This window comes from Maribrevibacterium harenarium, assembly GCF_006385675.1.
GTDB classification, from domain to species: domain Bacteria; phylum Pseudomonadota; class Gammaproteobacteria; order Pseudomonadales; family Marinomonadaceae; genus Marinomonas; species Marinomonas harenarium.
The window spans coordinates 126,082-148,424 of record NZ_VFRR01000005.1; the positions used below are offsets into that span (position 1 = coordinate 126,082).

General features: G+C 47.8%; 23 protein-coding genes. 13 read left to right on the top strand and 10 right to left on the bottom strand.

Going from position 1 to position 22,343, the window contains the following annotated elements; translation table 11 throughout:
- Nucleotides 1-13: 13 nt before the first annotated feature.
- From prmA to dsbD, 4 genes are all read right to left on the bottom strand, one after another.
- Complete coding sequence (gene prmA, locus FJM67_RS04590; protein ID WP_140587495.1) at nucleotides 14-901, bottom strand: 50S ribosomal protein L11 methyltransferase; 888 nt, start codon at nucleotides 899-901, stop codon at nucleotides 14-16.
- A 66-nt stretch (nucleotides 902-967) separates the two neighbouring features.
- Nucleotides 968-2,308, bottom strand: coding sequence for an acetyl-CoA carboxylase biotin carboxylase subunit (gene accC / locus FJM67_RS04595; RefSeq protein ID WP_140587496.1), 1,341 nt, complete (start codon nucleotides 2,306-2,308; stop codon nucleotides 968-970).
- Between the two features lie 15 nt (nucleotides 2,309-2,323).
- Nucleotides 2,324-2,773 carry an acetyl-CoA carboxylase biotin carboxyl carrier protein gene (gene accB / locus FJM67_RS04600; RefSeq protein ID WP_140587497.1) on the bottom strand — a complete coding sequence of 150 codons (450 nt, stop codon included), beginning with the start codon at nucleotides 2,771-2,773 and terminating at the stop codon, nucleotides 2,324-2,326.
- A 232-nt stretch (nucleotides 2,774-3,005) separates the two neighbouring features.
- Entirely contained in the window at nucleotides 3,006-4,802 is a 1,797-nt protein-coding gene (dsbD, locus tag FJM67_RS04605; protein WP_140587498.1) for a protein-disulfide reductase DsbD, read from the bottom strand.
- 101 nt (nucleotides 4,803-4,903) lie between these two features.
- On the opposite strand from dsbD, the gene FJM67_RS04610 reads away from it, so the two are divergent.
- Genes FJM67_RS04610 through FJM67_RS04620 form a run of 3 tightly spaced genes read left to right on the top strand, consistent with a single transcriptional unit; the run spans nucleotide 4,904 to nucleotide 7,374 of the window.
- Nucleotides 4,904-5,809 (top strand): hypothetical protein, encoded by a 906-nt coding sequence (locus FJM67_RS04610; RefSeq protein ID WP_140587499.1) that lies wholly within the window; start codon nucleotides 4,904-4,906, stop codon nucleotides 5,807-5,809.
- 12 nt (nucleotides 5,810-5,821) lie between these two features.
- Entirely contained in the window at nucleotides 5,822-6,871 is a 1,050-nt protein-coding gene (locus FJM67_RS04615; protein ID WP_140587500.1) for a DUF2333 family protein, read from the top strand.
- Nucleotides 6,871-7,374: a GNAT family N-acetyltransferase gene (locus FJM67_RS04620; RefSeq protein WP_140587501.1), complete on the top strand. Its 504-nt coding sequence runs from the start codon at nucleotides 6,871-6,873 to the stop codon at nucleotides 7,372-7,374. Before FJM67_RS04615 ends, FJM67_RS04620 begins: the two co-directional genes overlap by 1 nt.
- A gap of 5 nt (nucleotides 7,375-7,379) precedes the next feature.
- On the opposite strand, the gene FJM67_RS04625 is transcribed toward FJM67_RS04620, so the two are convergent.
- A complete protein-coding gene (locus FJM67_RS04625; protein WP_140587502.1) occupies nucleotides 7,380-8,726 on the bottom strand; it encodes an anti-phage deoxyguanosine triphosphatase in 1,347 nt (448 codons plus the stop codon).
- A gap of 111 nt (nucleotides 8,727-8,837) precedes the next feature.
- On the opposite strand from FJM67_RS04625, the gene FJM67_RS04630 reads away from it, so the two are divergent.
- Nucleotides 8,838-9,137 (top strand): LysR family transcriptional regulator, encoded by a 300-nt coding sequence (locus FJM67_RS04630; RefSeq protein ID WP_140587503.1) that lies wholly within the window; start codon nucleotides 8,838-8,840, stop codon nucleotides 9,135-9,137.
- A 34-nt stretch (nucleotides 9,138-9,171) separates the two neighbouring features.
- Here the strand turns inward: FJM67_RS04630 and FJM67_RS04635 are convergent, their stop codons facing one another.
- The 3 genes from FJM67_RS04635 to pabB all read right to left on the bottom strand — a co-directional run bounded on the left by FJM67_RS04635 (nucleotide 9,172) and on the right by pabB (nucleotide 12,055).
- On the bottom strand, nucleotides 9,172-9,900 hold the full coding sequence (locus FJM67_RS04635) for a phosphoadenylyl-sulfate reductase (RefSeq protein ID WP_140587504.1): 729 nt from the start codon (nucleotides 9,898-9,900) through the stop codon (nucleotides 9,172-9,174).
- Between the two features lie 96 nt (nucleotides 9,901-9,996).
- Nucleotides 9,997-10,650, bottom strand: a complete 654-nt coding sequence (locus FJM67_RS04640; protein ID WP_140587505.1) for an NUDIX hydrolase — start codon at nucleotides 10,648-10,650, stop codon at nucleotides 9,997-9,999.
- A gap of 4 nt (nucleotides 10,651-10,654) precedes the next feature.
- Nucleotides 10,655-12,055, bottom strand: coding sequence for an aminodeoxychorismate synthase component I (gene pabB, locus FJM67_RS04645; protein WP_140587506.1), 1,401 nt, complete (start codon nucleotides 12,053-12,055; stop codon nucleotides 10,655-10,657).
- A 114-nt stretch (nucleotides 12,056-12,169) separates the two neighbouring features.
- Here pabB and FJM67_RS04650 point away from each other — a divergent pair, with 114 nt between their 5' ends.
- From FJM67_RS04650 to FJM67_RS04675, 6 genes are all read left to right on the top strand, one after another.
- Nucleotides 12,170-13,030: an alpha/beta fold hydrolase gene (locus FJM67_RS04650; protein ID WP_140587507.1), complete on the top strand. Its 861-nt coding sequence runs from the start codon at nucleotides 12,170-12,172 to the stop codon at nucleotides 13,028-13,030.
- An 83-nt stretch (nucleotides 13,031-13,113) separates the two neighbouring features.
- Complete coding sequence (locus tag FJM67_RS04655) at nucleotides 13,114-14,313, top strand: DUF5610 domain-containing protein (RefSeq protein ID WP_140587508.1); 1,200 nt, start codon at nucleotides 13,114-13,116, stop codon at nucleotides 14,311-14,313.
- Nucleotides 14,314-14,351: 38 nt separating this feature from the next.
- A complete protein-coding gene (locus FJM67_RS04660; RefSeq protein WP_140587530.1) occupies nucleotides 14,352-14,879 on the top strand; it encodes a pilus assembly FimT family protein in 528 nt (175 codons plus the stop codon).
- Nucleotides 14,869-15,165 carry a hypothetical protein gene (locus FJM67_RS04665; protein ID WP_140587509.1) on the top strand — a complete coding sequence of 99 codons (297 nt, stop codon included), beginning with the start codon at nucleotides 14,869-14,871 and terminating at the stop codon, nucleotides 15,163-15,165. The genes FJM67_RS04660 and FJM67_RS04665 overlap by 11 nt, the downstream gene beginning before the upstream one ends.
- A gap of 18 nt (nucleotides 15,166-15,183) precedes the next feature.
- Nucleotides 15,184-16,053 (top strand): prepilin-type N-terminal cleavage/methylation domain-containing protein, encoded by an 870-nt coding sequence (locus tag FJM67_RS04670; protein WP_140587510.1) that lies wholly within the window; start codon nucleotides 15,184-15,186, stop codon nucleotides 16,051-16,053.
- Complete coding sequence (locus FJM67_RS04675) at nucleotides 16,050-16,448, top strand: hypothetical protein (RefSeq protein WP_140587511.1); 399 nt, start codon at nucleotides 16,050-16,052, stop codon at nucleotides 16,446-16,448. The genes FJM67_RS04670 and FJM67_RS04675 overlap by 4 nt, the downstream gene beginning before the upstream one ends.
- Here the strand turns inward: FJM67_RS04675 and FJM67_RS04680 are convergent.
- Complete coding sequence (locus tag FJM67_RS04680) at nucleotides 16,429-16,662, bottom strand: PP0621 family protein (RefSeq protein WP_140587512.1); 234 nt, start codon at nucleotides 16,660-16,662, stop codon at nucleotides 16,429-16,431. The two genes, FJM67_RS04675 and FJM67_RS04680, sit on opposite strands and share 20 nt — an antisense overlap.
- 70 nt (nucleotides 16,663-16,732) lie before the next feature.
- On the opposite strand from FJM67_RS04680, the gene FJM67_RS04685 reads away from it, so the two are divergent.
- The gene (locus FJM67_RS04685; RefSeq protein WP_140587513.1) at nucleotides 16,733-18,370 is read left to right on the top strand and encodes an NAD+ synthase; all 1,638 of its coding nucleotides are present in this window, start codon (nucleotides 16,733-16,735) and stop codon (nucleotides 18,368-18,370) included.
- Nucleotides 18,371-18,451: 81 nt separating this feature from the next.
- Here the strand turns inward: FJM67_RS04685 and dapA are convergent, their stop codons facing one another.
- Nucleotides 18,452-19,324, bottom strand: a complete 873-nt coding sequence (gene dapA, locus FJM67_RS04690) for a 4-hydroxy-tetrahydrodipicolinate synthase (protein ID WP_140587514.1) — start codon at nucleotides 19,322-19,324, stop codon at nucleotides 18,452-18,454.
- Between the two features lie 370 nt (nucleotides 19,325-19,694).
- On the opposite strand from dapA, the gene FJM67_RS04695 reads away from it, so the two are divergent.
- Together FJM67_RS04695 and FJM67_RS04700 are read left to right on the top strand one after the other, a co-directional pair.
- Nucleotides 19,695-21,116, top strand: a complete 1,422-nt coding sequence (locus tag FJM67_RS04695; RefSeq protein ID WP_140587515.1) for a PAS domain-containing protein — start codon at nucleotides 19,695-19,697, stop codon at nucleotides 21,114-21,116.
- Nucleotides 21,117-21,121: 5 nt separating this feature from the next.
- The gene (locus tag FJM67_RS04700; RefSeq protein ID WP_181161430.1) at nucleotides 21,122-22,297 is read left to right on the top strand and encodes a putative bifunctional diguanylate cyclase/phosphodiesterase; all 1,176 of its coding nucleotides are present in this window, start codon (nucleotides 21,122-21,124) and stop codon (nucleotides 22,295-22,297) included.
- Nucleotides 22,298-22,343 lie beyond the last annotated feature (46 nt).

The window sequence follows — 22,343 nt, forward strand, 5'->3', positions numbered from 1 at the left end:
GAGGTATTAGCTCTCAGCGTTTAGTTGCAACGATACGAACCCATTCTTCCTTCTCGGTAACCGAGTCGATATGAAAAGCTTCTCGATAAGCGTCAATTACATTATGAGCTTGGTTCGCTAATATGCCAGATAATGCCAGCTGACCGTTAGGTTTTACAAGTGCGGTGATAACCGGAGCCAATTCCGCCAATGGGCCCGCCAATATATTGGCTACAACGATATCGGCTTTAATATCGCCTTCGTAAGGTGGCAATTTCACTTCGTAGCGACTAGCTTCAATGCCGTTGCGTTCAGCGTTGGCTTGTGTCGCTTCTACCGCTTGAGGGTCTATATCAATGCCAATCATATTACTGGCGCCAAGCAGAAGGGCGGCAATGCCTAAAATGCCAGAACCGCAACCGTAATCCACGACTGTCTTGTTTTTACAGTCAACGCTATCGAGCCATTCTAGACATAATGCGGTGGTTGGGTGAGTGCCGGTGCCAAAGGCAAGCCCTGGATCAAGCATGAGGTTAACGGCATTAGCATCCGGAACTTCGCGCCAGCTCGGACATACCCAGAGACGCTTACCAAATTGGATCGGATGATAGGAATCCATCCATTCTCTAATCCAGTCCTTGTCTTCCAAAATTTCAATTTTTAAATTGATATCAGATTGACCTAGCTGCGTTGCCTTGTGCTCGACTACGGGGCGAATGTGTTCGATATCTGCATCTGCTTCAAACAAGCCTGTCACACGAGTGTGATTCCAAAGCGGTGTGGTATTTAGTTCGGGCTCATAAACTGGGTCGTCATGCACGTCTTCAAACGTAACGACTAAAGCGCCACATTCTAGTAGGGTGTCTTCAAAAGCAGGAACATAATCTGGTGTGGTTTGCACACGAATTTGCAGCCATGGCATAAAAGCAAAGCCTTATAGAGTTATTACGGAAGAGAGTCGGGTGCCATAAGGCACCCGACGGAGGCATTATAGCCCGAGCTTTTTCTCGAGGTAGTGAATATTGACACCGCCTGCGATGAAGTTGCCATCGGTAGCCAAATCCTTCTGTAGATCGATATTGGTCTTAATACCATCTACAAAAGTTTCGTCTAACGCTACCGATAGGCGTTTTAGTGCGCCTTCACGATCGTCAGCGAAACAGATGATTTTCGCGATCATAGAATCGTAAGTTGGTGGTACTGAGTAGCCACTGTACAGATGAGTATCTACGCGAACACCCATACCGCCTGGAGCATGGAAGTAGTTAACTTTACCAGGGCTTGGCATAAAGGTTTTGGGATCTTCTGCGTTAATACGTGCTTCTACCGCATGACCTCTAAGCTTGACATCTTCCTGTTTAATAGAAAGCGGTAGACCGCTGGCGATACGTAGCTGCTCTTTTACGATATCGATGCCGGTAACCATTTCCGTTACAGGGTGTTCTACCTGAACTCGAGTATTCATCTCGATGAAGTAGAAGCGACCATCTTCATATAGGAACTCAAAAGTACCTGCGCCGCGGTAGCCGATCTTGATGCACGCATCCACACAGGCTTGCAGACATTGGGCGCGAGACTCTGGGTCAAGCAATGGTGCGGGTGCCTCTTCCAATACTTTTTGGTGACGACGCTGTAGCGAACAGTCACGGTCGTAAAGATGAATGGCATTACCTTGGCCATCTGCCAGTACTTGCACTTCAACGTGGCGTGGGTTGGTTAGGAATTTCTCCATGTAAACCGTGCTGTCACCGAAGTAAGAGCCTGCTTCAGACTGGGTAACGCTAATGGACTTAAGTAGGCTGCCTTCGTTGTGTACAACGCGCATACCACGACCACCGCCGCCTGCCGCTGCTTTGACAATAACTGGATAGCCGATTTCACGGGCAATACGCATACATTGCTCTGGATCAGATGGCACTGGGCCGTTTGAGCCAGGTACAGTTGGTACGCCTGCTTCTTTCATCGCTTTAATGGCGGACACTTTGTCACCCATTAGGCGGATTGTTTCTGCTCGTGGACCGATGAAAGCAAACCCAGAACGCTCAACTTGCTCTGCAAAGTCAGCATTTTCTGCTAAGAAGCCGTAACCTGGGTGGATACCAGATGTGTCAGTAAGTTCTGCTGCACTGATAATGGCAGGAATATTTAGGTAGCTGTCTTTGGATGGGTTCGGACCAATACAGATTGACTCATCAGCCAAGCGTACGTGCAATAGGTCTCGGTCAATTTTGGAATGGACAGCGACGGTTTTAATGCCGAGTTCTTTACAGGCGCGTAAAATACGCAGCGCTATTTCTCCTCGGTTGGCAATCAATACCTTATCTAACATGACGAAACCTTTTGATTAGATGATGGTGACTAGCGGCTGGTCGAATTCAACTGGCTCACCATCTTCTACTAGGATGGCGCCAATAGTGCCAGACTTGTCTGCTTCGATTTGGTTCATCATTTTCATCGCTTCAACGATACAGATGGTATCGCCAGCGTTAACTTTTTGGCCTACTTCAATGAAGGCTTTCGCACCAGGAGCTGGAGAACGGTAGAAAGTACCCACCATTGGTGAAGTTACAGCATGGCCGGAGATTGCTGGTTCAGCAGCCGCTTCTGCTGCAACAGGTGCTGGCGCAGCAGCTTGAGGAGCAACAGGCGCAGGTGCTGGAGCATACATTTGAGGAGCAACAGGTGCACCGCCACGACTGATTCGAACAGCTTCTTCGCCTTCCTTAATTTCGATCTCGTATACGTTGGATTCTTCAAGTAGTTCGATCAGTTTTTTAATTTTACGGATGTCCATGATAACTCTCTTCTAATCAGTGATGTGTTTAGTTTAACCGATATCCAGAATGACTCTGTTTGTTATGGGTCAAACATCGCTTAATGTCGACATCTCCGACGCTTGCGACGGAAGTGTTCAATCGTTTTTATACGGCAACTGGCGTGAAATTATCGTTAAATTGCAGGAAGTTGTCCAGTTATGACAAGAAATTATGCGCGCCGCTATGTTTTGGTTAAAAAATGAACTCTAGTTAACTTTGGTTGAGGGTGAGCAGCGCACTAAGTCTCGAAACAACTTCTTCTTTGGTGGGTTCACCAATTAATGACCAGTCTTGTTGGTACTCCCCTTTGTCATTGAAAAACAATAGGGCAGGTGGGCCAAATAGCCGATATTGTTGCATCAATGCTTGGTTCTCGGCTGAGTTGTCCGTAACGTCGATGCGCACTAAAGTAATCTTGTTGAGTAGCGGAGTAACCTCTTTTGCTGCCAGAATTTTGTGTTCAATTTCCTGACAACTGATACACCAGTCTGCGTAAAGATCAAACATTACCGGCACTTTAGTTGTTGCGAGAATATCGTTCATCTCCGCCAAAGAACCGATATTGAACTGATAATTCGCTCGGTTTTGGCTCTTGCCTTCATTGCCAATAGAAAGCGTGCTGTTCTGAGTTAGTGGGATCAGAAAGTTGGAATTGCCGCTGGCGGCCCCAAGCCATTGTAAGGCGGCCAACAACACCAGCATTATACCCAGTAGCCAGCGCCAGTACTGACTTTCCCCGCGGCGAGCAGTATGAAACGCATAAGCAGCCAGTAGGCCCAACCAAGCTCCCCATAAATACAGTGCCTGTCCACCGGGTAAGAGTCGCGCCAAAAGCCACACTGTCATGCCTAACATGGCGAAGCCCATCAGCGCTTTTACGTCCTCCATCCATACTCCGTTACGAGGTAAAATACGGCTTCCCATTGCCCCTACCACTAGTAACGGAACGCCCATACCTAAGCCCATAACAAATAGGGCGAAAGCCCCCAATGCAATATCAGCGGTAGTACTAATGTAAAGTACGGCTCCTGCTAGGGGGGCTGAAACACAGGGTGAGACAATTAAGGTAGCAAAAACTCCTGCTAGAAAGGTGCCGAGAAAGCGGCTTGAACTTGAACGTGATTGATCAGACAGCACCTCTAGTTTTTGTTGTAAGCCACTGGGAAGTCTTAGGTTAAAGACTCCGAGCATCGCCAATCCTAGTACGGTAAACAATAGGGCGCTGGCAGTAATCAAGCTAGGTTTCTGTAATGCTGCCTGCAGGTTAAATTGAGTTCCGAACCAAGCCGCCAAAGCGCCAATAAGGGCATAAGTCGAAGCCATGCCTAATACGTAAATAGCAGTCGTGCCCAACCCCTGCCAGCCCTTTTGCTTTCCGCCTATCACGATAGCACTAACGATGGGAATCATCGGCAAGACGCAGGGCGTAAATGTAAGCAGTAAGCCTAATCCAAACATGATACCAATCGTTTGCCATAGACTGCCGTTGGCTAAAGTGCTGCTCACAGAGGTGGTAGTGTCTTGGATCGGGATCGGCTGGGCTGACGTGGTGGAGGTGAGGCTGGCTGCAGGTATGGTAATTGAGACTGGGACTTTTTGGGGGGGATAACACAGTCCCGCGTCAGCGCAGCCTTGGTATTGTAGGATGAAATTCAGCTCTTGTGGGGTGGTATTAGTTGCTGGATAACGAATGGGAAGTGTCAATTCGCGACGGTAGACTTCCACTTCTCCGAAGTACGGGTCATTCTTCTTTTTGCCTGCCGGTAGATCCTGAAACTGGACCGGAATGTCTCCGTCCGTGGTGAGTTTAAATTGATGTTTGTAGAGATAGTAGCCCTCGGTTATCTGCCAAGTAGCATTGATGGTGCCGGGCTTGTCACTTTGTCTTACCCCAAGGATAAATGCCTGTTCAACTGGTAGGAACTCCGGCTTGCTGTTGTTGCCAAAAGAAAACCCTAAAGCGGATAAGGGTACGAGTAGGGACAAAAGCAAAAGAATAGGCTTCATGAGTTCAGTAGACTAAAGTTGACAGGTTGAATGGATTCAGCTCAGATAGCTTGATATAGACTACCAATGGTGAAAAAGGTTGCCAATTGAAAGAGGCGCAGGTGTTCAAAAAAACGTTTTTGTTGCTCAATTTCTTGTTGCTCGTCACGGGTTGCGCTAGCTCATCGATAAAAGATGACAAGAAGGGGGAGACCGAAGAAACCGCACAAGTTACGTCGAAGACAGTGAATACCGAGAGACTTAATGAAAGCCTTGGGGCCGTCGCATCACTGCCAATCACCTTGCCATTGGAACAAGCAAGCACCAACTTTTCGGTAATAGAAGCAGATAGTGGCACCGATTCAACTGCAAAGACCGAAGATCAATCTCAGCCACCGGAATTTCTCGATCCGATTACGCAAGCGTTGCTAGAGCGCGGTGATCACGCTTTGGCTAAACTTCGTCTGCTAACGCCAGAGGAAGACAATGCCAACTTATACTATCAGGCAGCCTTGGGGCGTTCTCCCGGTAATTATCGTGCCACTATGGGTATTGCCAGTATCGTAGAACAATACTGTAACTGGGCTTTGGAGGCAGCAAGGGCTGGTAATCAAGTCAGTGTGCACCATTATTTGGAACAAGCCAAGCTGGTTAACCCCCAGGATCCTTTGATCGGGCAGACACAACGACAAATTCTCGCTGGCGATGTAAGACCAAAATCCACATCGTTGGCGCCCGACTTGAAAGGGGATGAGTCAATAACCAGCGACAAGGAAACCGGAGTAGCGCAGCCCTTATCTCAGGTGATTTTGCCAGAATCCCTATTTAGTTTGAGCGAAGAAGAGATTCTTGCCAGAATGCAGCCTATCATTGACGAATTGAATCGGCAGCAAAGGCGTATCGAGATCAATTGGCCGTCTGATAAAGAAGCGCGGCTAATTTATCAGATAATTAACAGTAGAACCCCAGCATATCGGGTTCGGGCGATGATCTATCACAGGCCGTCGTATAGCGTGGAATTCAGATAATTAGGAGTAATTATGGCAAATCTATTGTCGAAACTTGCCTTTTGGAATAGTGCGGATCAGGCCTCGACTATCGCCAAAGGAGTGGGAATGGGTGTTGTGGCCGCGTCGGTGCTGACTGTTGGTTTAGGAATGTATTGGAGCTCTGAGCCGGAACAGTTTGACGTGGTGGCGGCGGCAAAAGATCGCGCCGAACAGCGTGGTTATTTGAACAATAGCAAACAACTGGTTGTTGGCTACACCACCACCAATGCGCTATACGATATTGTTGATACCTTGCTCAATAAGCCCGGTGGCTTCATTACCAATGACATCATGCCGCCAGGTCTTTTCCTCGACAATATGCCCTCTTGGGAGTTTGGGGCATTGGTACAGGCGCGTGATCTAGCGCGAGCCTTGCGTAAAGAGTTTAGCCGGTCACAATCTCAGTCTACTGAAGATGAAAATCTCAAAATTGCCGAGCCACAGTTCAACTTTGATACCAAGAGCTGGGCACTCCCTTCCAGTGAAAGCGAATATGAGCGCGGTAATCAGGAGTTGTTGAAATATCTTGATCGCTTGGCTAACAAGAGTGAGACCAATGCTCAGTTTTATGCCCGCGCTGACAATCTAAATGATTGGTTAAGTGATGTGTCTACTCGTCTTGGTAGCTTGTCGCAACGATTATCAGCCAGTGTTGAAAACGTAAGAGAGAATACTGACTTGGCCGGTGACGCACAGGCAACTCAGTCTACTGAGACGGGGGACTATAAATACGTTAAGACCCCATGGTCTGAGATTGATAACGTATTTTATGAAGCTCGTGGTGCGGCGTGGGCGCTTATTCATATTTTACGCGCAGTCGAAGTGGACTTCGTTTTTGTGCTTCAAGACAAAAATGCGTTGGTGAGTTTACGTCAAATTATTCGTGAGCTAGAGGCAACACAGACAACCGTGTGGGCGCCAATGATCCTAAATGGTAGTGGTTTTGGGATGATGGCTAACCATTCATTGGTAATGGCTTCTTATATTACCCGCGCAAATGCAGCGATCATCGATCTGCGTCGTTTGTTGAATCAAGGTTAATGGCTGAGCGTGGGAATCTTGAGGTGCATCTTGCTGAGTTAGAAGATGCGCCGCAAATACTTTCTGTTTTCCAGCAAACGGCACCGTTGTCGACGCAGGCAGACATTACGCTGGTTTCAGTGTTGGATTGGCTTGAGCAAGCGGATGATCAAAATCCTATTTTTGTGGTAAGAGAGCGTTCGTCGGTATTAGCTTGGTTGGCGGTCGAACCTTATTATGGTTTAGCGGCCTTGGCTGGTGTCGGTGAGGTAGCGCTCTACGTATCCCCCAATGTGCAACGTATGGGATTGGGGCGAACCTTATTAAATACCGCTATCAATCAACAGCGGCGAGTAGGGCGTACTACTCTAGTCGCTCATATTGGCTCCGGTAATGTTGCCAGCCGGGCGTTCTTCGAAGACTCAGGGTTTTGCCAATGGGGGAGTTTGCCACAAGTGTTGTGTGAGCCTAACTTGCCCCAGCAAGATCTGATCATATATGGTCTCTCCTTGCCGGGAGAGTGAGTCCATTAGATAGGTTCGAATACCGATCCGGAACTAGGCACAAACAGAGTTTTGTAGAGTCTACTGGCATAATCATCGGTCATGGATGCCATATAATCGCAAATGATCCTATGGCTATTTTTGCCCTTAGCTTCCGCCTGATGCCATTCCTGAGCGAGTTCCCGGGGCAATAGGCGTGCCGGGTCTGCTTGTAATGCTTCGAAAATCTCCAGCAGCATTTGTTGGCCTTTATAGACCAGCATCTGCACTTCAGGCCGTTGAATAATGTGATCCATTTCGAACGTTTTCAACACATCTAATGCTTGGCGAAGTTCGCTTGGTAAAGTCACATTGAAGCGTAACAGTGGGTGTTCAAATTGCTCATTCTCGGTGATTTGTGCATTCGTGATAAACCAGCAAACTAAATCACCGATGGCTTCTTTGCGTTGGTGGCTAGTGCGGCTAAATAGTTGTCTTTCCAAGCGTGGTAGCTCATTTTGTAAGTACGCGTCATCTATGTCACCCAGTTGAGGAGCCAGAACCTGCTGCCACTTTTCTCTACTGACCATGCCCAAAACAATGGCATCTTCGAGATCGTGTACGCCATAGGCAATATCATCGGCTAAATCCATAATGGTGGTGTCAAAGCTCTGATATTGAGTTTTCCCGTGACGCGCTGGGTCTGGCTTGCTGATGCTGGTAAATAATGCACGATCAGCCTCACTAAAGGGCTGCAAAATCCACTCTAACAGGGAGCGCTCCTCAGCAAACACGCATTTAGGTGGGCCCCAATGCTTGGCTTTGAAGGTGCGCAGATTGCTGGGTTTGGTGGGATAGGTCCCAACTACATCCTGATAAAGGGCTGGATATTTTAAAATGCCCAGCATGGTGCGTCGGGACACGTCCATGCCAAAATCTTCCGAGTAAGATCCGCGTTTACCGAGAATACGCAATGACTGACCGTTACCCTCAAAGCCACCATGATCCTGCATCATGTAGTTTAATGCCACTTCACCACCATGACCGAAAGGCGGATGCCCAATATCGTGGCTAAGACAGATGGTTTCGATCAATGCTTCGCTAGCTAGCCAAGTTTGAATGTCTTCCCTGTCCTGATAGGCGTGTTTTAGATGGTGAACGATACCACTACCAATTTGCGCCACTTCGAGAGAGTGGGTAAGTCGAGTGCGACTATAATCATTCTGACGGATGGCTAAAATCTGGGTTTTTGACTGGAGACGTCGAAATGCCGCACTGTGAATAATCCGAGCCCGATCTCTTTGATAGACGTTGCGGTAGTCGTCGATGCGTTTTCGGCGGGGGCCGGATCGGCGCTGCATCCAAATATCGAGGCAAAGATTGTTGGCAGTCATAACCACTCTCGGTTCAAACAAGGTGTTGCTAGTCTTTCATTAAAATACGATGTAGGTCAATGCCAGTAGAAACATGCTTGGGCATAATAGTTACCACTATAAGGAACAATTATGCTAAATACCCAACATCTCATCACCTTTAAAACACTGGTTGAAACTGGTAGCTTCACGCAGACCGCGAAGCGTCTTGGTTTAACTCAACCTGCGGTCAGTCAGCACATACAAAAGCTGGAGCGGGGTTTGGGCGAAGCGTTACTTATTCGCCATGGACGTACCACCGAGCTTACCGAAGCGGGCAAGCTGCTATTTCAGCATGTCATGGATTTGGATAAGTGCTATGCCAATTTTGTTGCGCGTTGGCGTGGGCAGGTTGGGGTCAATGAGGCTGAATTACTACGCACCAGTGCTTAAGGTAGCGCTCGTTTGAGCGCTACCTGTTATCTTCTCAGGATTTCGGGGCTAGATTTCCGATATGCAGACCACATTCTTTGTGTTCTGATTCTTCCCACCACCAACGACCTTCCCGCTCATGCTGATTGGGCAACACTGGACGAGTACAAGGTTCACAGCCGATGCTGATGTAGCCTTTGGAATGAAGTTCATTGTAGGGCACTTCAAACATCTTAATGTAGTTCCAAACGTCCTCGGAGCTCCAATTCGCTAATGGATTAAATTTATGTAGCGTGTGGTCTTCATTACTAAAGGCGCTGTCTACTTCGGCAAAGGCCAGTTGATTGCGTGTGCCATGACTTTGGTCTTTACGTTGACCAGTAATCCAAGCATCTAAAGTCGCCAGTTTGGCTTTTAGGGGGGCTACTTTACGGATATTACAGCACTCCTTGTGGCCGTCCTCGTAGAAACTGAATAGTCCTTTTTTCTTAACAAAATCCTGTAGCGCCTGAGTGTCTGGTGACAAGATATCGATGTCGATGCCATAGTGTTTACGCACTTGATCGATAAAACGGTAAGTTTCTGGATGCAAACGTCCTGTATCCAAGGAAAAGACGTGTACATCTTTTTTGGCTTTTACCGCCATATCAATCAATACCACATCTTCGGCGCCACTAAACGAAATAGCAATATTGTCAAACGCGGCTAAGGCGCTATGAATAATTTTCTGTGCCGCATCTTCCTGATGATTGGCAATAAAATCTTGTAAATTAAAATCAGACATAAGTAAGTCTCAAATAGAGAAATGATAGGCTCAAGATACCAATAATTCGGGCTTAGATGAAATACGAAACACGACTATCGTTATAATATCGATTTGTTATAACGATTGATAATGAGCGAGATGCTCATACAGACCGCACAATATGCCGGCGGTTGCCCCCCAAATACGAATGCCGTCATATTCCACTTCCAGAAAAGAACGTTCGGTATTGCCAATGTGCTTCGAACGTGTGCGGTAATTAGCTGGGTTGAGAAGGTAGTTGAGAGGTACCCAATGCACGGACTCCACTTCGTCTCGACATAGGCTGAGTTCGCTGTGTCGGGTCAGTTCAGCTACCACGGGCTTGATGCAGAATCCTGAGATAGTGCAGTATTCATGCAACTCACCGAGAAGCTCGAAACAATCTGGAGCTAGTCCTACTTCCTCTAGCGTTTCCCTTAAAGCGGTATATTGAATACTGGCATCGTTGGGATCATGTTTGCCTCCTGGAAAGGCGATTTGTCCCGGATGATTGCGCATATGGAGCGCCCGTTGGGTAAGTAGTACCTTGATACAATCATCTTGCGGGCACGTAAATAGGGGAATCAATACCGCTGCCGGGCGATATTTATGTTCCGGCATTTGTTCAGGTAACTGCTGATCGGTGAAATAGTGTGGGCTCGGGAGGTGCGGTCGAGTAAAAGCGGCACGAATATCATCCATGCTGACCGTTAGCGGAGGGGCTTTTAGGAACTCTTGAACCGCAGTCATAAGGCTACCTTAGAAATGAGTCTTCCAAAGTATGGGTGAGTTTACCTACTTTGGTAAAGGTTTCCTGATATTCTTCTAATCCTACCGAATCGGCAACGATTCCGCCCCCTGCCCAGCAATGGATGTTTTCCCCATCAGCGACAAGAGTACGGATGGTGATATTGGAGTCCATTTGTCCATTGCAGCTGAAATACACAAAGGCACCGCAGTAGGCGCTACGTTGATGGGGTTCTAGCTCATCGATGATTTCCATGGAGCGTACCTTAGGAGCGCCGGTAATGGATCCGCCCGGAAAACTTTCATGGAATACTCGAATGGGATCATGGCGCTGATTTACTCGGCCTGAAACAGTAGAAACTAGGTGATGCACATTCGGGTAGGACTCTAAAGCGAAGAGCTTGGGCACGGAAACGCTTCCAGTGACGCATGTACGTCCCAAGTCATTACGTAATAAATCAACGATCATTAAGTTCTCGGCGCGATCTTTTTCCGAGTTCATTAATTGGTCTGCGTAATATTGATCCTGCTCCGGAGTGGCTCCCCGAGGACGGGTTCCTTTGATCGGTTTCGATTCCACATAACCATCATTACAAAGTAGGAAACGTTCCGGAGAATGAGACAAGATAGCTCGCCGATCATCTAGCTTAAAGTATACCGAGTAAGGGGTAGGGCAAGCCTGTTTCAGAGCTTGGTAAGCAGCCCAAGTCTCCCCTTGGTAAGGCGCGCTGAAACGTTGCGCCAAGTTGACCTGATAGCAGTCGCCAGCTCGTATATAATCCTGAATACGATCAAACTTACTGAGGTATTCCATTTCAGTCATATTTGCTTGGAATGGTGTACCCAACTGGAATGGCTCAGTTTGGCGCGATGGTGGTACTTGTTGCACGAGGGACAGTAACTCAGTTTCATCCTGCACACACCAAGGAGTGATCATCAGATAAGTAGATTGTTGCTCATGATCAGAGATCAGAGCCCAGGTATAGAGTCCCATCAGTAGTTCAGGTACTTGTACATCCTCGATTACATTTTGTGGCAAGCGTTCCACATGTCGACCCACTTCGTATCCATAGTAGCCCAGCAGTCCACCGGTAAAAGGCAAGGATGCGTCCATTTCTTGAGCCCACTCCTGTGTCGTCATGGTTTGCATGATATGTTCTAACAGGGGGAGTGGTGCAACACCATCTTTGGTTTGGAATAAGGGTGATTGATGCCAAGTCACTCCTGAATCTTCTCGCTCAATGTGCACTGTACAAGCGGGCGCAGCGCTAAGAATATCGAACCGAGTTTCCTTGAACGTTGCATGGTTACTATCGAATACGATAGGAAACGGTAAGTGCGCAAAATTCGGAAATAGAGCGGCTAATTCAGGCTGATAAGGTAAGCTTATCAGTTTAATTTTTGACATAATCAAACCAAGGTTGTTATTAAACAAAAGTGACGTAAGAGTCCCTGTGACGGCAACCGACTGTACAGTAGCGGCCTTCCTTCGGGTATTTAAGGCTATGTTAGGAAGATTAAAGTGTTAGAGACAACTTTTTTTGAAAATCATCGTGTACGTGTAGGCTATCGGCTAGTAGAGAACCCGCATTGTAGTGGCAATCGGTGTGCAGTTTTATTGCACGGAGCAGGGGTGGGTGGAGTCGAGACGTTTGCTCCAATGTATGAATATTTCACTGAATGGCGCTGGATGCTAATTCCTGATCTAACTGGCATGGGTGAGACGACATTTTTACATGGACAAGAAGCCCCCATTACCATAGAACAGCTCAGTGAAGATTTAGAAGATTTGCTTGACGCCTTGATGTGGGAAAAGTTTGATCTTCTAGGTTACTCCCTAGGCGGTTTAGTGGCATTGCATTTAAACGCCCGGCGCGGTTGCTCTGAGGCAAATTTGATTTTGCTAGAGCCCGCCTCCCTTGATAGAGCGTCATTAGAAGATCTGCTTGATGTGCGCCGACGTTACCGCAAAGCGGCAGAAATCATTCGTCAAACAGGGGATGTGGAACAGGGGATCGCTTTGTTTATGGATAGCGTGTCACCTAATCGCCGGAAGAATCCACGGGTAGAAGAAAAAACTCAGAGTCGCTTAGCCCACCGTCCCCACGGTTTCGCCTATGCTTTGGACGCAGTTACTGCCTGGGTAGAACAAGCCGCTCAGGGACAAGCCATGCGGGAGCAGTTGATTGACTCTGCTAAAAACGTGTTGCTTTTTTCCGGGGCAATCAGCCATCAGGGGCTTATTGATCATTACCAGGCATTAGCGGATGAGCGTCTGGAGTGGCACCATATCAATTTAAAAGGCTGCGATCATTCTCTTCCATTTCAAAAACCACGCCAGATTGCTATCCATGTCAACCGCTGGTTAGTAGAAAAAAAGTGAAAAAACTTTAAAAAGTGATTAAAGTTTGAACATGAGGTGCCGTTAACCGTCTAAGAGAAGATGTGTAACGCAGGAGGTAAGCCATGTCTGATCCAATGTCCGGTCTCGGGGATGTGGCGACTGGTTATTTATTTAAAGAACGCAAGTATGCAAGTGCGACGTCCGCAGAGCAGGTGAAGGTGTGGGGCAGTGATCAGTACCAGCCTTCCTCCCAGTCGATGCGGGCCCTAGGCGTGGTGCAACAGACAGTGACGGAAACGGTATCTGCCGTCGCCGAGACTGATAGCGCTCAAGAAACGAAACGATTTAGTCAGCAGGATTTTTCTCCTGAAGCAGTGGCAAGTCGCATTCTCGGGTTTGTGGGCAATTATATTGAAAAACAACAGCAGCAAGGTGCTGACGACGAAAGAATCAGTAGCTTGCTGGACTTAGCTCAATCAAGTATTGAAAAAGGATTGGGCTTGGCCGCTGAGAAGCTATCCTCTCTCAATTGGTTGACGCAAGATGTTCAAACTGGGATTGACGATACTACCGCCCGTCTGAACGATGGTATGACAGCAATGAGAGAGGCGTTCCTTGGAACCAAGGAAGTATCACAAACTGAAGCGGTCGCTGCATCTTACGAGCGTAGTGACGCAGCGGAGTTGACGCTGACGATTCAAGAGGGCGATCAGGTTACGCTTAACATGTATGCGCTTTCTAGCAGTGCCGCTGGGCTTGCCAAGGTAAACCAAAATGGTCAGCAGACCATGGCGAGTTTCGAAAGTACTTCGTCCCGCTTCGGCTTTGAGTTTGCGGTGACAGGAGAGCTTAACGATAACGAGCAGAGTGCTATCAGTGATTTGGTTAACTCACTGGGGAAAACGGCCGAGTTGTTTTTTTCTGGGGATGTACAAGGTGCGATGGAGCAGGCGCTACGTTCAGGTTTCAATTCCGAACAGCTCGCTAGTTTTACCATGGCATTGCAAACTGACCAGACTATGAAAGCCTCTCAAGTACAAACTGCTTACAGTCGTGGTAATGGCAACAAAGCCGTGACTGAGCCACTGGTAGACTATCGCAAGGCCTTAGAGCAAACCATGGAAAGAGCTTCTAATATTCTGGAAGACTATCGTGCTAGCGTGGCTGATGTGATGAGTAATTTGTCAGAAATGCAGCAACGTCAGGATGAAGCCCGTGCTCGGGTAGCTGATATTTTGGATTTCAATAACAAGTTGATCGGCAAACTGAGTGCCCTGATAGAGGCTCAGACACCCCCATCAGCGGAGACAAGTCCGAGCTAATCGTTTTAACATTCTTATTGACGACACAAGGAGGTGTCATGTCAGTCAAAGGTTTTACCTTACTAGAGATATTACTAGTCATGACTATATTGGCTGTTATCTCTATCACTTTCCAGCAGTCAAGTTTGCTTGATAGCTGGCGTCAATGGCAACGAATGCGTTCACTCAGAGCCAGTGCCTATTCCCTGTTAGAAATTATTTCCTACACACGTACCTTAGCTACATCAACTCAACAAAGCATGTTTTTATGTGGTAACTGGGATTGTCACAGTGGCTGGGGCAGACAGGTGTTTGTCTATCGTACTGATGATGGTAGCTTGCAATGGCAGCAAATAATCACCTCAAGCGATGATATATCAATCGTGTGGAAAGGCTTTCCGATTCAGCGGGATCACATTGAATTTACCCCAGAGGGTGGGGCGAGCTACCAGAATGGGTCCTTTTACATCTGTGATCCCGACTACTTGCTGCGTGTACGCCTGAATCAAAGTGGTCGCGCTTACTTGGATCCAATCGTCGAGCTATCCACCACAACAGTGGAGGTGGAGTCCTGTTATGGGAGCTAAACGGGGATGGGTCTTGGCGGAAGTCTGTATCGTGCTCACCGCATTGGCGATCGTGTTCCACACTCTGGTGAAACAAAATCAATATTGGCAAGCGCAGCTCGTTATTTTTCAAGCTGATCTTGCAGCCGACCAACAGCAAATCATGCAGCAGCGATTTGAGTTAATGACAGGTAATGGTAGCTCGTTGGAGACAAACGTGGAGCAGGAAAATTTCCCCAATTGCCAAATATGTAGTGGGAATGAGCTCGTAGAATTATTCCGAACGGCGTATCAAACTTTGCGTTAGCATAATCATGGAGAGGAAATGCGTAGTAAGGGATTTACTATGTTTGAGGTGTTGGTGGCGCTGCTGGTACTCGCGGTGTTACTAACAATGGTTGTTGCCATCCAACAACATTGGTTGGTAAGTCTGAAGCGCGATCAAGTCCACGTGCGTCTCCAGAACAAGGTAGCTTTGGTTGGTGAAATATTGGATGGTCAACTTGGTCTACTCGGCGGCTTCGGTTGTGCATCTGATAAGTATGGATACATTGAGGTTGGACAAGCAGATACGCCACCGTCGCGCTTATCTAGTGCGGATTTAAAAGCTGGGTCGCGCTGGCTGTTAGGGGACAGTGTCGGACTTTGTGCTGCTTATGGTTCGGTGACTTCTGGCGTGTTGACCGCGCCATTGTCGTGCCTAAATTTTGATGTTGGTGATCCAGTTCTGTTAGACACTTGTGGTCAGCAGCAATTAGCGACTGTCGTACACGCCTACGGCAATCGTGTTGATATTGCATTACCTAGTAGCGTCACTAGTCCAATATTGGCTGCTAGCTTTCAGCCAACCTACTGGTATCTGGCTCCTTCTAAAAGTCACGGCTATGCCTTGTGGAGTAAAAGTGCTATTTCCGGCAACGGGGTAGAGGTAGTTGATGAAATAGCGCAACTCAATTTCTATCTCTTGCAGGGAGCACCGGAGGGGCCGTTGGTGCAGGATGTACATCGTTCCACAGGTCGCTTTGATATTGAGTCTGTGAAAGGGATTTGGGTGGAGTATCTGATTACCTTGAATGACTGCGAGGAGACAACCTCTTCAAACTCTAGTTATCAGAGTTTCACAGGGGAAACTTGGCACTACCCCCCATCTTGTTCCCAACTTGGGCAACGGTTCATTGTGCTGGGGGCTAAATGAAACGCGCCAGTGCCGGTTGGATAGCTATGCCACTCTTACTCATGGTCGCGATAATGAGTGCGCAATTGAAAGAGTATGGGGCAAACCAGATGCAGACGCTTAAATGGCAGTCGGTCATTCACTCCATGTCGACCCCGAACGCTCTGGTACGGCATTGGTTGGCTCATCCAGAGTGGGCGCAGCCTTCAAGCTGCCCTTCACTATGTATTCCCCATCAAAGTGAGTTTCAGACAGTCTCTTATAACGGAGATAGTTGGCTGATTCATTACCGCAAAAGCTTAGACACAAACGGCAATACACGGTTACGTCTATGTATTATGCAAAATCAAACACTCGCTTACTGTGTTTGGCAGAATGGTAGTTTAGGCTATGGCGTTATTGCTTTGGCCCCTTGAGGCGATGATCTTCCGAACAAAATGGACGTTGTTGGTGATCATAAGTGGCATGAGAGGCTGGCAAGTGGGTACCACACTGGGCACATTTCACCATTTTTTCGCTGCTTTGAATCTTTTCCGCCGATTTGTTCTGAGCGAGGGAGCGTTTTATCTGACGATAAATTAGCCAACCAACAGCGAAAACGACGATAAAAAGTAATAAACGGATGATCATGCCCTTTACCTTACAATGGGAATTTGGAGACAATACCGCAATCTTTTAAAGTTTGCGAGACAGCAGCGTCATGAGCTTAAAAATCATTATGGCCCAACTGGATATGTTGGTTGGGGACATTAAGTCGAATACTCAAGCGGTATTGGCAGCGGCGCAAGAGGCGCTGACCCTGCATCAGGGCGATGTCATTGTTTTTCCTGAATTGACTCTTACTGGCTACCCACCAGAAGATTTGTTACTGCGCCCGAGCCTAGAACAACGTATCGAAAGTGCCATACAAGCACTACTGGCAAGTAACCTAGATATCTACATGGTGGTAGGCTACCCGCGCTTTATTGATGGCAGTTTGTTTAATTGTGCCGGCGTGATCCATCAGGGTGTTTTGCTTGGCGAGTATGCCAAGCAAAAATTGCCGAATATCCAAGTGTTTGATGATAAGCGTTATTTCGCAGCGGGCACGGAACCTTGCATTGTCAATATCAAAGGTGTCCAAGCTGGTATTAGTATCTGCGAGGACATTTGGCACCCAGAACCCATTGCGCAGGCGAAAGCGGCCGGTGCTGAGCTGATTCTGAATTTGAATGCCTCACCCTTCCATATTGAGAAGATGGGAACCCGTGAGGCCCTTTTACGCCAGCGCGCTACCGAGACTGAGCTCCCCATTGTTTATGTGAACTACATGGGGGCTCAAGACGAACTTGTCTACGAAGGTGGCTCCTTTGTGGTGGACGCTCAAGGTAACAAATGTGTTCAAGCCCCTTGGTATGAAAACGGCTTGTATGGTTGTGAGTTTACCGTGGTAGAGGATCGAGCTCAGCGGGTTGAACCTGTTGTGGCACAAATCGCGCCAGCATTTGGGGTAGAAGCCAGTGTATATCAGGCCATGGTCGTTGGCTTGCGTGGCTATATCGAGAAAAACCGCTTCAAGGGTATAGTGCTTGGGCTGAGCGGTGGTATCGATTCTGCTCTATCCTTGGCCGTTGCCGTTGATGCCATTGGTGCAGACCGTGTGCAAGCGGTGATGATGCCCTACACCTACACCTCATCCATGAGTGTGGAAGACGCCGCCGAGCAGGCTAAGCGTATGGGCGTGCAATATAGTGTGTTGCCCATCGAGCCTATGGTATCAGCCTTTATGGCGACCTTGGCCCCCGAATTTGAGGGCTACGGTAAAGATACAACGGAGGAAAACCTTCAAGCTCGTACGCGTGGTGTTACCTTGATGGCGATTTCCAATAAGAAAGGCTATATGGTACTCACTACTGGTAATAAGAGCGAAATGGCGGTTGGTTATGCCACCCTTTATGGCGATATGGTCGGTGGATATTCGGTACTGAAAGACGTATTTAAAACACTCGTGTTCCGCCTGGCTCGTTATCGCAACGAGCTAGGTTATGTGATCCCAGAGAGAGTGATTACGCGACCACCGAGTGCCGAGTTGGCGCCAGATCAAAAAGACGAAGATTCCTTGCCGGATTACGATACGCTCGATGCGATCTTGCACCTTTATATCGAGCAGGATCAGAGTGCTCAAGCTATCCTGGCAACGGGAGAGTTTGATCAAGAGACGGTGTATCGGGTGCTACGGTTAGTTGATCTAAATGAATACAAACGTCGTCAAGCGCCGGTAGGTGTGCGCGTGACCGAGCGTGGTTTTGGGCGAGATCGTCGTTACCCGATTACCAATGGTTGGCATATCGGAGAGTAGGGCGGCGCTGGTATTTGCCCCTTTCAACAAACGCCCCGCTGTGAACGGGGCGTTTTGTTTTTAGGGGGTATTTCGATTGAATTAAATCAATTCCAAGTTCTGCATGGCTAAACGAATAGCGGCCCTGTTTTCGTCTAGTAATGGCACCATTGGTAGACGGCAGTCCTCGCTACACATGCCGAGCAGGCTCAGGGCGTATTTGGCTCCCGCAGGGTTTGGCTCCAAGAACAAGGCGCTGTGAAGGGCGAAAAGTTTGTCTTGTAGAGCTGCCGCAGCTTGGTAATCTCCTTCGATGCATAAACGCTGAAGTTGTGCGACTTGTTTTGGTGCCACATTACTGGTCACTGAGATACAGCCGACACCGCCACCAACGTTGTAAGCTACGCTAGTTACGTCATCGCCACTTAAGAAGCTAAAGGGTTTGCTAATCAAGGCCCGTTCGCGAATTGGGCGCGTTAAATCCCCGGTGGCATCCTTTACGCCGACAACTCTTGGTAGTTCTGCCACTTTCGCCAGAGTCGCCACATCAAGACCGACCACCGCACGGGGAGGAATGTTGTAAACAATAATTGGCAGCTCAGTATGGTCATGGACGTAGCGAAAATGCTCATACAAACCACGTTGATTAGGTTTGTTGTAGTAGCCCGCCACGTGTAGAGCCGCATCTGCACCGGCTTCTTTGGCAAAACGCGAATATTCCACCGCCTCAATTGGATTATTCGAGCCAGCCCCAGCGATCACCGGAACACGACCATTTACTTCTTCGACGGTAATTTCAATAACACGTTTGTGTTCAGCTTCACTTAAAGTGGGGGTTTCGCCCGTAGTACCGACAGGTACTAAGCCATCAATGCCTTGTTCTATTTGCCAACGTACATGACGACGTAAAGCATCTTCATCCAACGCACCGTTGCGAAAGGGGGTAACTAAAGCGGTAATTGCACCTTGGAACATACTGTTTCCTCATTTTTTAAATGGTCGCAGCATGTTTTTCTGAAGGGGCCCGTCAGCAAACATGCTGCCGGGGAAGTTAATTTACGCCATCCACACGCCAGCACCGCAAGGTTTCTTAACCTTACGCTTGTACTGTTTCTTGACTAGGCTTAGAGCGCTGATAAGTAGCATTTTAGTCATCGTGGGAAATTAACGTTAACCACATGCTGCAGGCTTTTTTCGTCTTAGTCAATAGAAATGTTGCCGTCGTCAGCTTTACTGCTTGTCTTACATAGCTATTTGTAACTTTATGTTTTACGATGTTGGCCGATTTAGTCACTAGTACGAGAGATCCACTTATCTGGCTAACGCACCGCATGATGGAGTAAGCATGAACAAACAACTGCAGTTACTAGTTCAGTCATACTTTGCAGGGCAGAATAATGACCCGAACCTAACTGCATTTTTGTTAGATGTGGATGACTTGTTCGCAGATATGGAAGCGCGTGTAGCGCTGTTGGAGCGCTCGGTAGATTTGGCCTCGGATGCAATTAGTGAGCGTACCGAGTCGGTCAGTAACCAAGCAGAATTATTCGACGCGATTTTCAACAGCTCTCCTGATGCTTTGCTACTGATTGATTTCGACCGTGACGCCATATTATTCAACCCTGCATTTGGTCTCCTGTGGGAATGGCAAGCAGAGACCGGTGGCGAGATTTCTCATCAAGAGTTCTTTCAGCGTTTACCAGAATTTTTAGACAACGCTGAGAATTTCATCGAGTTTCTCAAGCGCAGTTTGGTCAATACCGACGAGTTTGCCGGGGAGTTATTACTCAAGGATGGCCGCTGGTTGCACTACGATGTGGTGCCGCGACTGGAGTCTGGACGTTTGGTTGGTCGCTTATGGACTTTCAAAGACATTACCGAGCAAAAACAAGCTGAAAAAGCGTTAAGTATTTATCAGCATGATCTGCGTTTAGCCCATGAGTTAGCTCATATGGGGCCTTGGTCACTAGACATAAATAGTGGGCAGGTGTTGTTGTCAGAGGAACTCATCGAACTATTTCAGCTACCCAAAAATAAGCAAAGTTGGCCGTTAAGGGCCTATTTGGCTTGTATTCCTGAGCGCGACCGAAGCCGTGTCGAGAAGAATATTAATCGAAGCATCCAATTTGCCCAAAGTCTGAATGTAGAGCATCCGTTGCGTCTTTCTGGTAACGAATACTACGTATTACTGCGTGGTGGTTTGCAAATAGGCGCTGGAGACGAGCCAGACCGACTGTTGGGAGTACTACAGGATATCTCTGATATTCGCGCTTCAGAGCACCGCATGCGTGTCTCTTCCCAGTTCTTTCGTTCTTCGATGCAAGGCAATATCTTGATGGACCGGCGCCGCCACATTCTGGAATTTAATGAGGTTGTGTGTCGCATCTTCCAACTCAGTCAAGATGAATTTATTGAGCGCATTGACGAGAGGTTGTACTCTGCTTGGACGAACGATATGTCCATCAACGATATTTGGCGCTACGTGGTAGAGCATGATCGTTGGGCGGGAGAAGTCTTTTTTTCCGCCCCAGAGCTAGCCGGGCGAACCTTGTGGTTATCCCTTGAAGCAGTACGTGACGATACCGGCAAGATAGCCAACTTTATTGCTATTTTTAACGATATTACTGAATCCAAACGAGCCCAAGAACAACTCCATCAAATGGCCTATTTTGATTCCCAAACTGGCCTGCCGAACCGGTTTCAGTGCGAGCAATTTCTCTCGCAAAACTCACGTCACCAACGATCAAGCGTCATCCACTTGTGTTGATGTACATGGACTTGGATCGGTTTAAATACGTTAACGATTCCTTGGGTCACCATGCGGGTGACAATTTACTGTTCTTGGTGGGGCAGCGCCTGAGGGAAGTTGTCCCCCATGCGGGCATGATAGCGCGCCAAGGAGGAGATGAGTTTATCGTTCTGTTATCCGGTAAAGATGATGTTCTGCAAGTAGAAGCTATCGCCCAACGCCTAGTGGATGCTTTGTCCCAGTCATTTACCGTTTTTGATAAGCAGATTTACGTCGGAGCCTCCATCGGTATTGTGCGTTTGCCAGAAGATGCTCAGGATATGGTCAGTGCCATGCGTTATGCGGATATCTGTCTATATCGTGCCAAAAAAAGTGGGAAAGGCTGTTATCGACTTTGGGATCGAAGCTACCTGCAGGATTCCACGCCGGAGCGAATACAAATCGAATCCGAGCTACGGGAAGGTATTGAACGTGGCGAGCTGATCTTGCACTATCAACCTAAAGTGAATGCAGTGGCTGGCGAGCTACATAGCTTAGAAGCGCTAGTCCGTTGGCAGCACCCAAGGTTGGGGTTGATTTACCCCGACAGTTTTATCGGGATTGCTGAAGAGTCCAATTTGATTGTTGAGCTTGATCGTTGGGTAATAGCCGCAGTGGCAGAACAACAATTAGCTTGGCGCAAACAAGGGTTAGTTATTGTCCCTGTTTCCCTGAATGTTTCCGCATCCCATATCACCCGAGCTGACTTAGTCTTACTGTTCGCGCAAATTCTGAATGAGCATCCTGAGCTCGCCAATTACATCGAGGTGGAGTTAACGGAAACCGCGATTATGGCCGATCCCGACCAGGCGACTATTTCTCTTAACCACTTACTTCATCTGGGGGTCAAGTCTTCTGTAGACGACTTTGGCTCCGGGTACACTTCCCTTGGATACCTGAAGAAGCTGAACGCCAATACTTTAAAGATAGATCGAACCTTTATAGATGACATTACCGAGGATGGTTACGATCGCGATGTCGCGAAAGCCATTATTGCTTTAGCAAATAGTTTATCTATGGAAGTCGTTGCGGAAGGTGTGGAAACGAAAGCTCAGTGGGATCTACTTGCTTCATTCGGTTGCCAGTATCTACAAGGGTACTATTTCTCGAAACCCAAACCTGCTGAAGAAATTGCTAGATTATTGGCCTCACAAAAGTAACTTCTTTTTAAAAAGAGGGTGACTGATGTTGGTTTCCCCAACATCA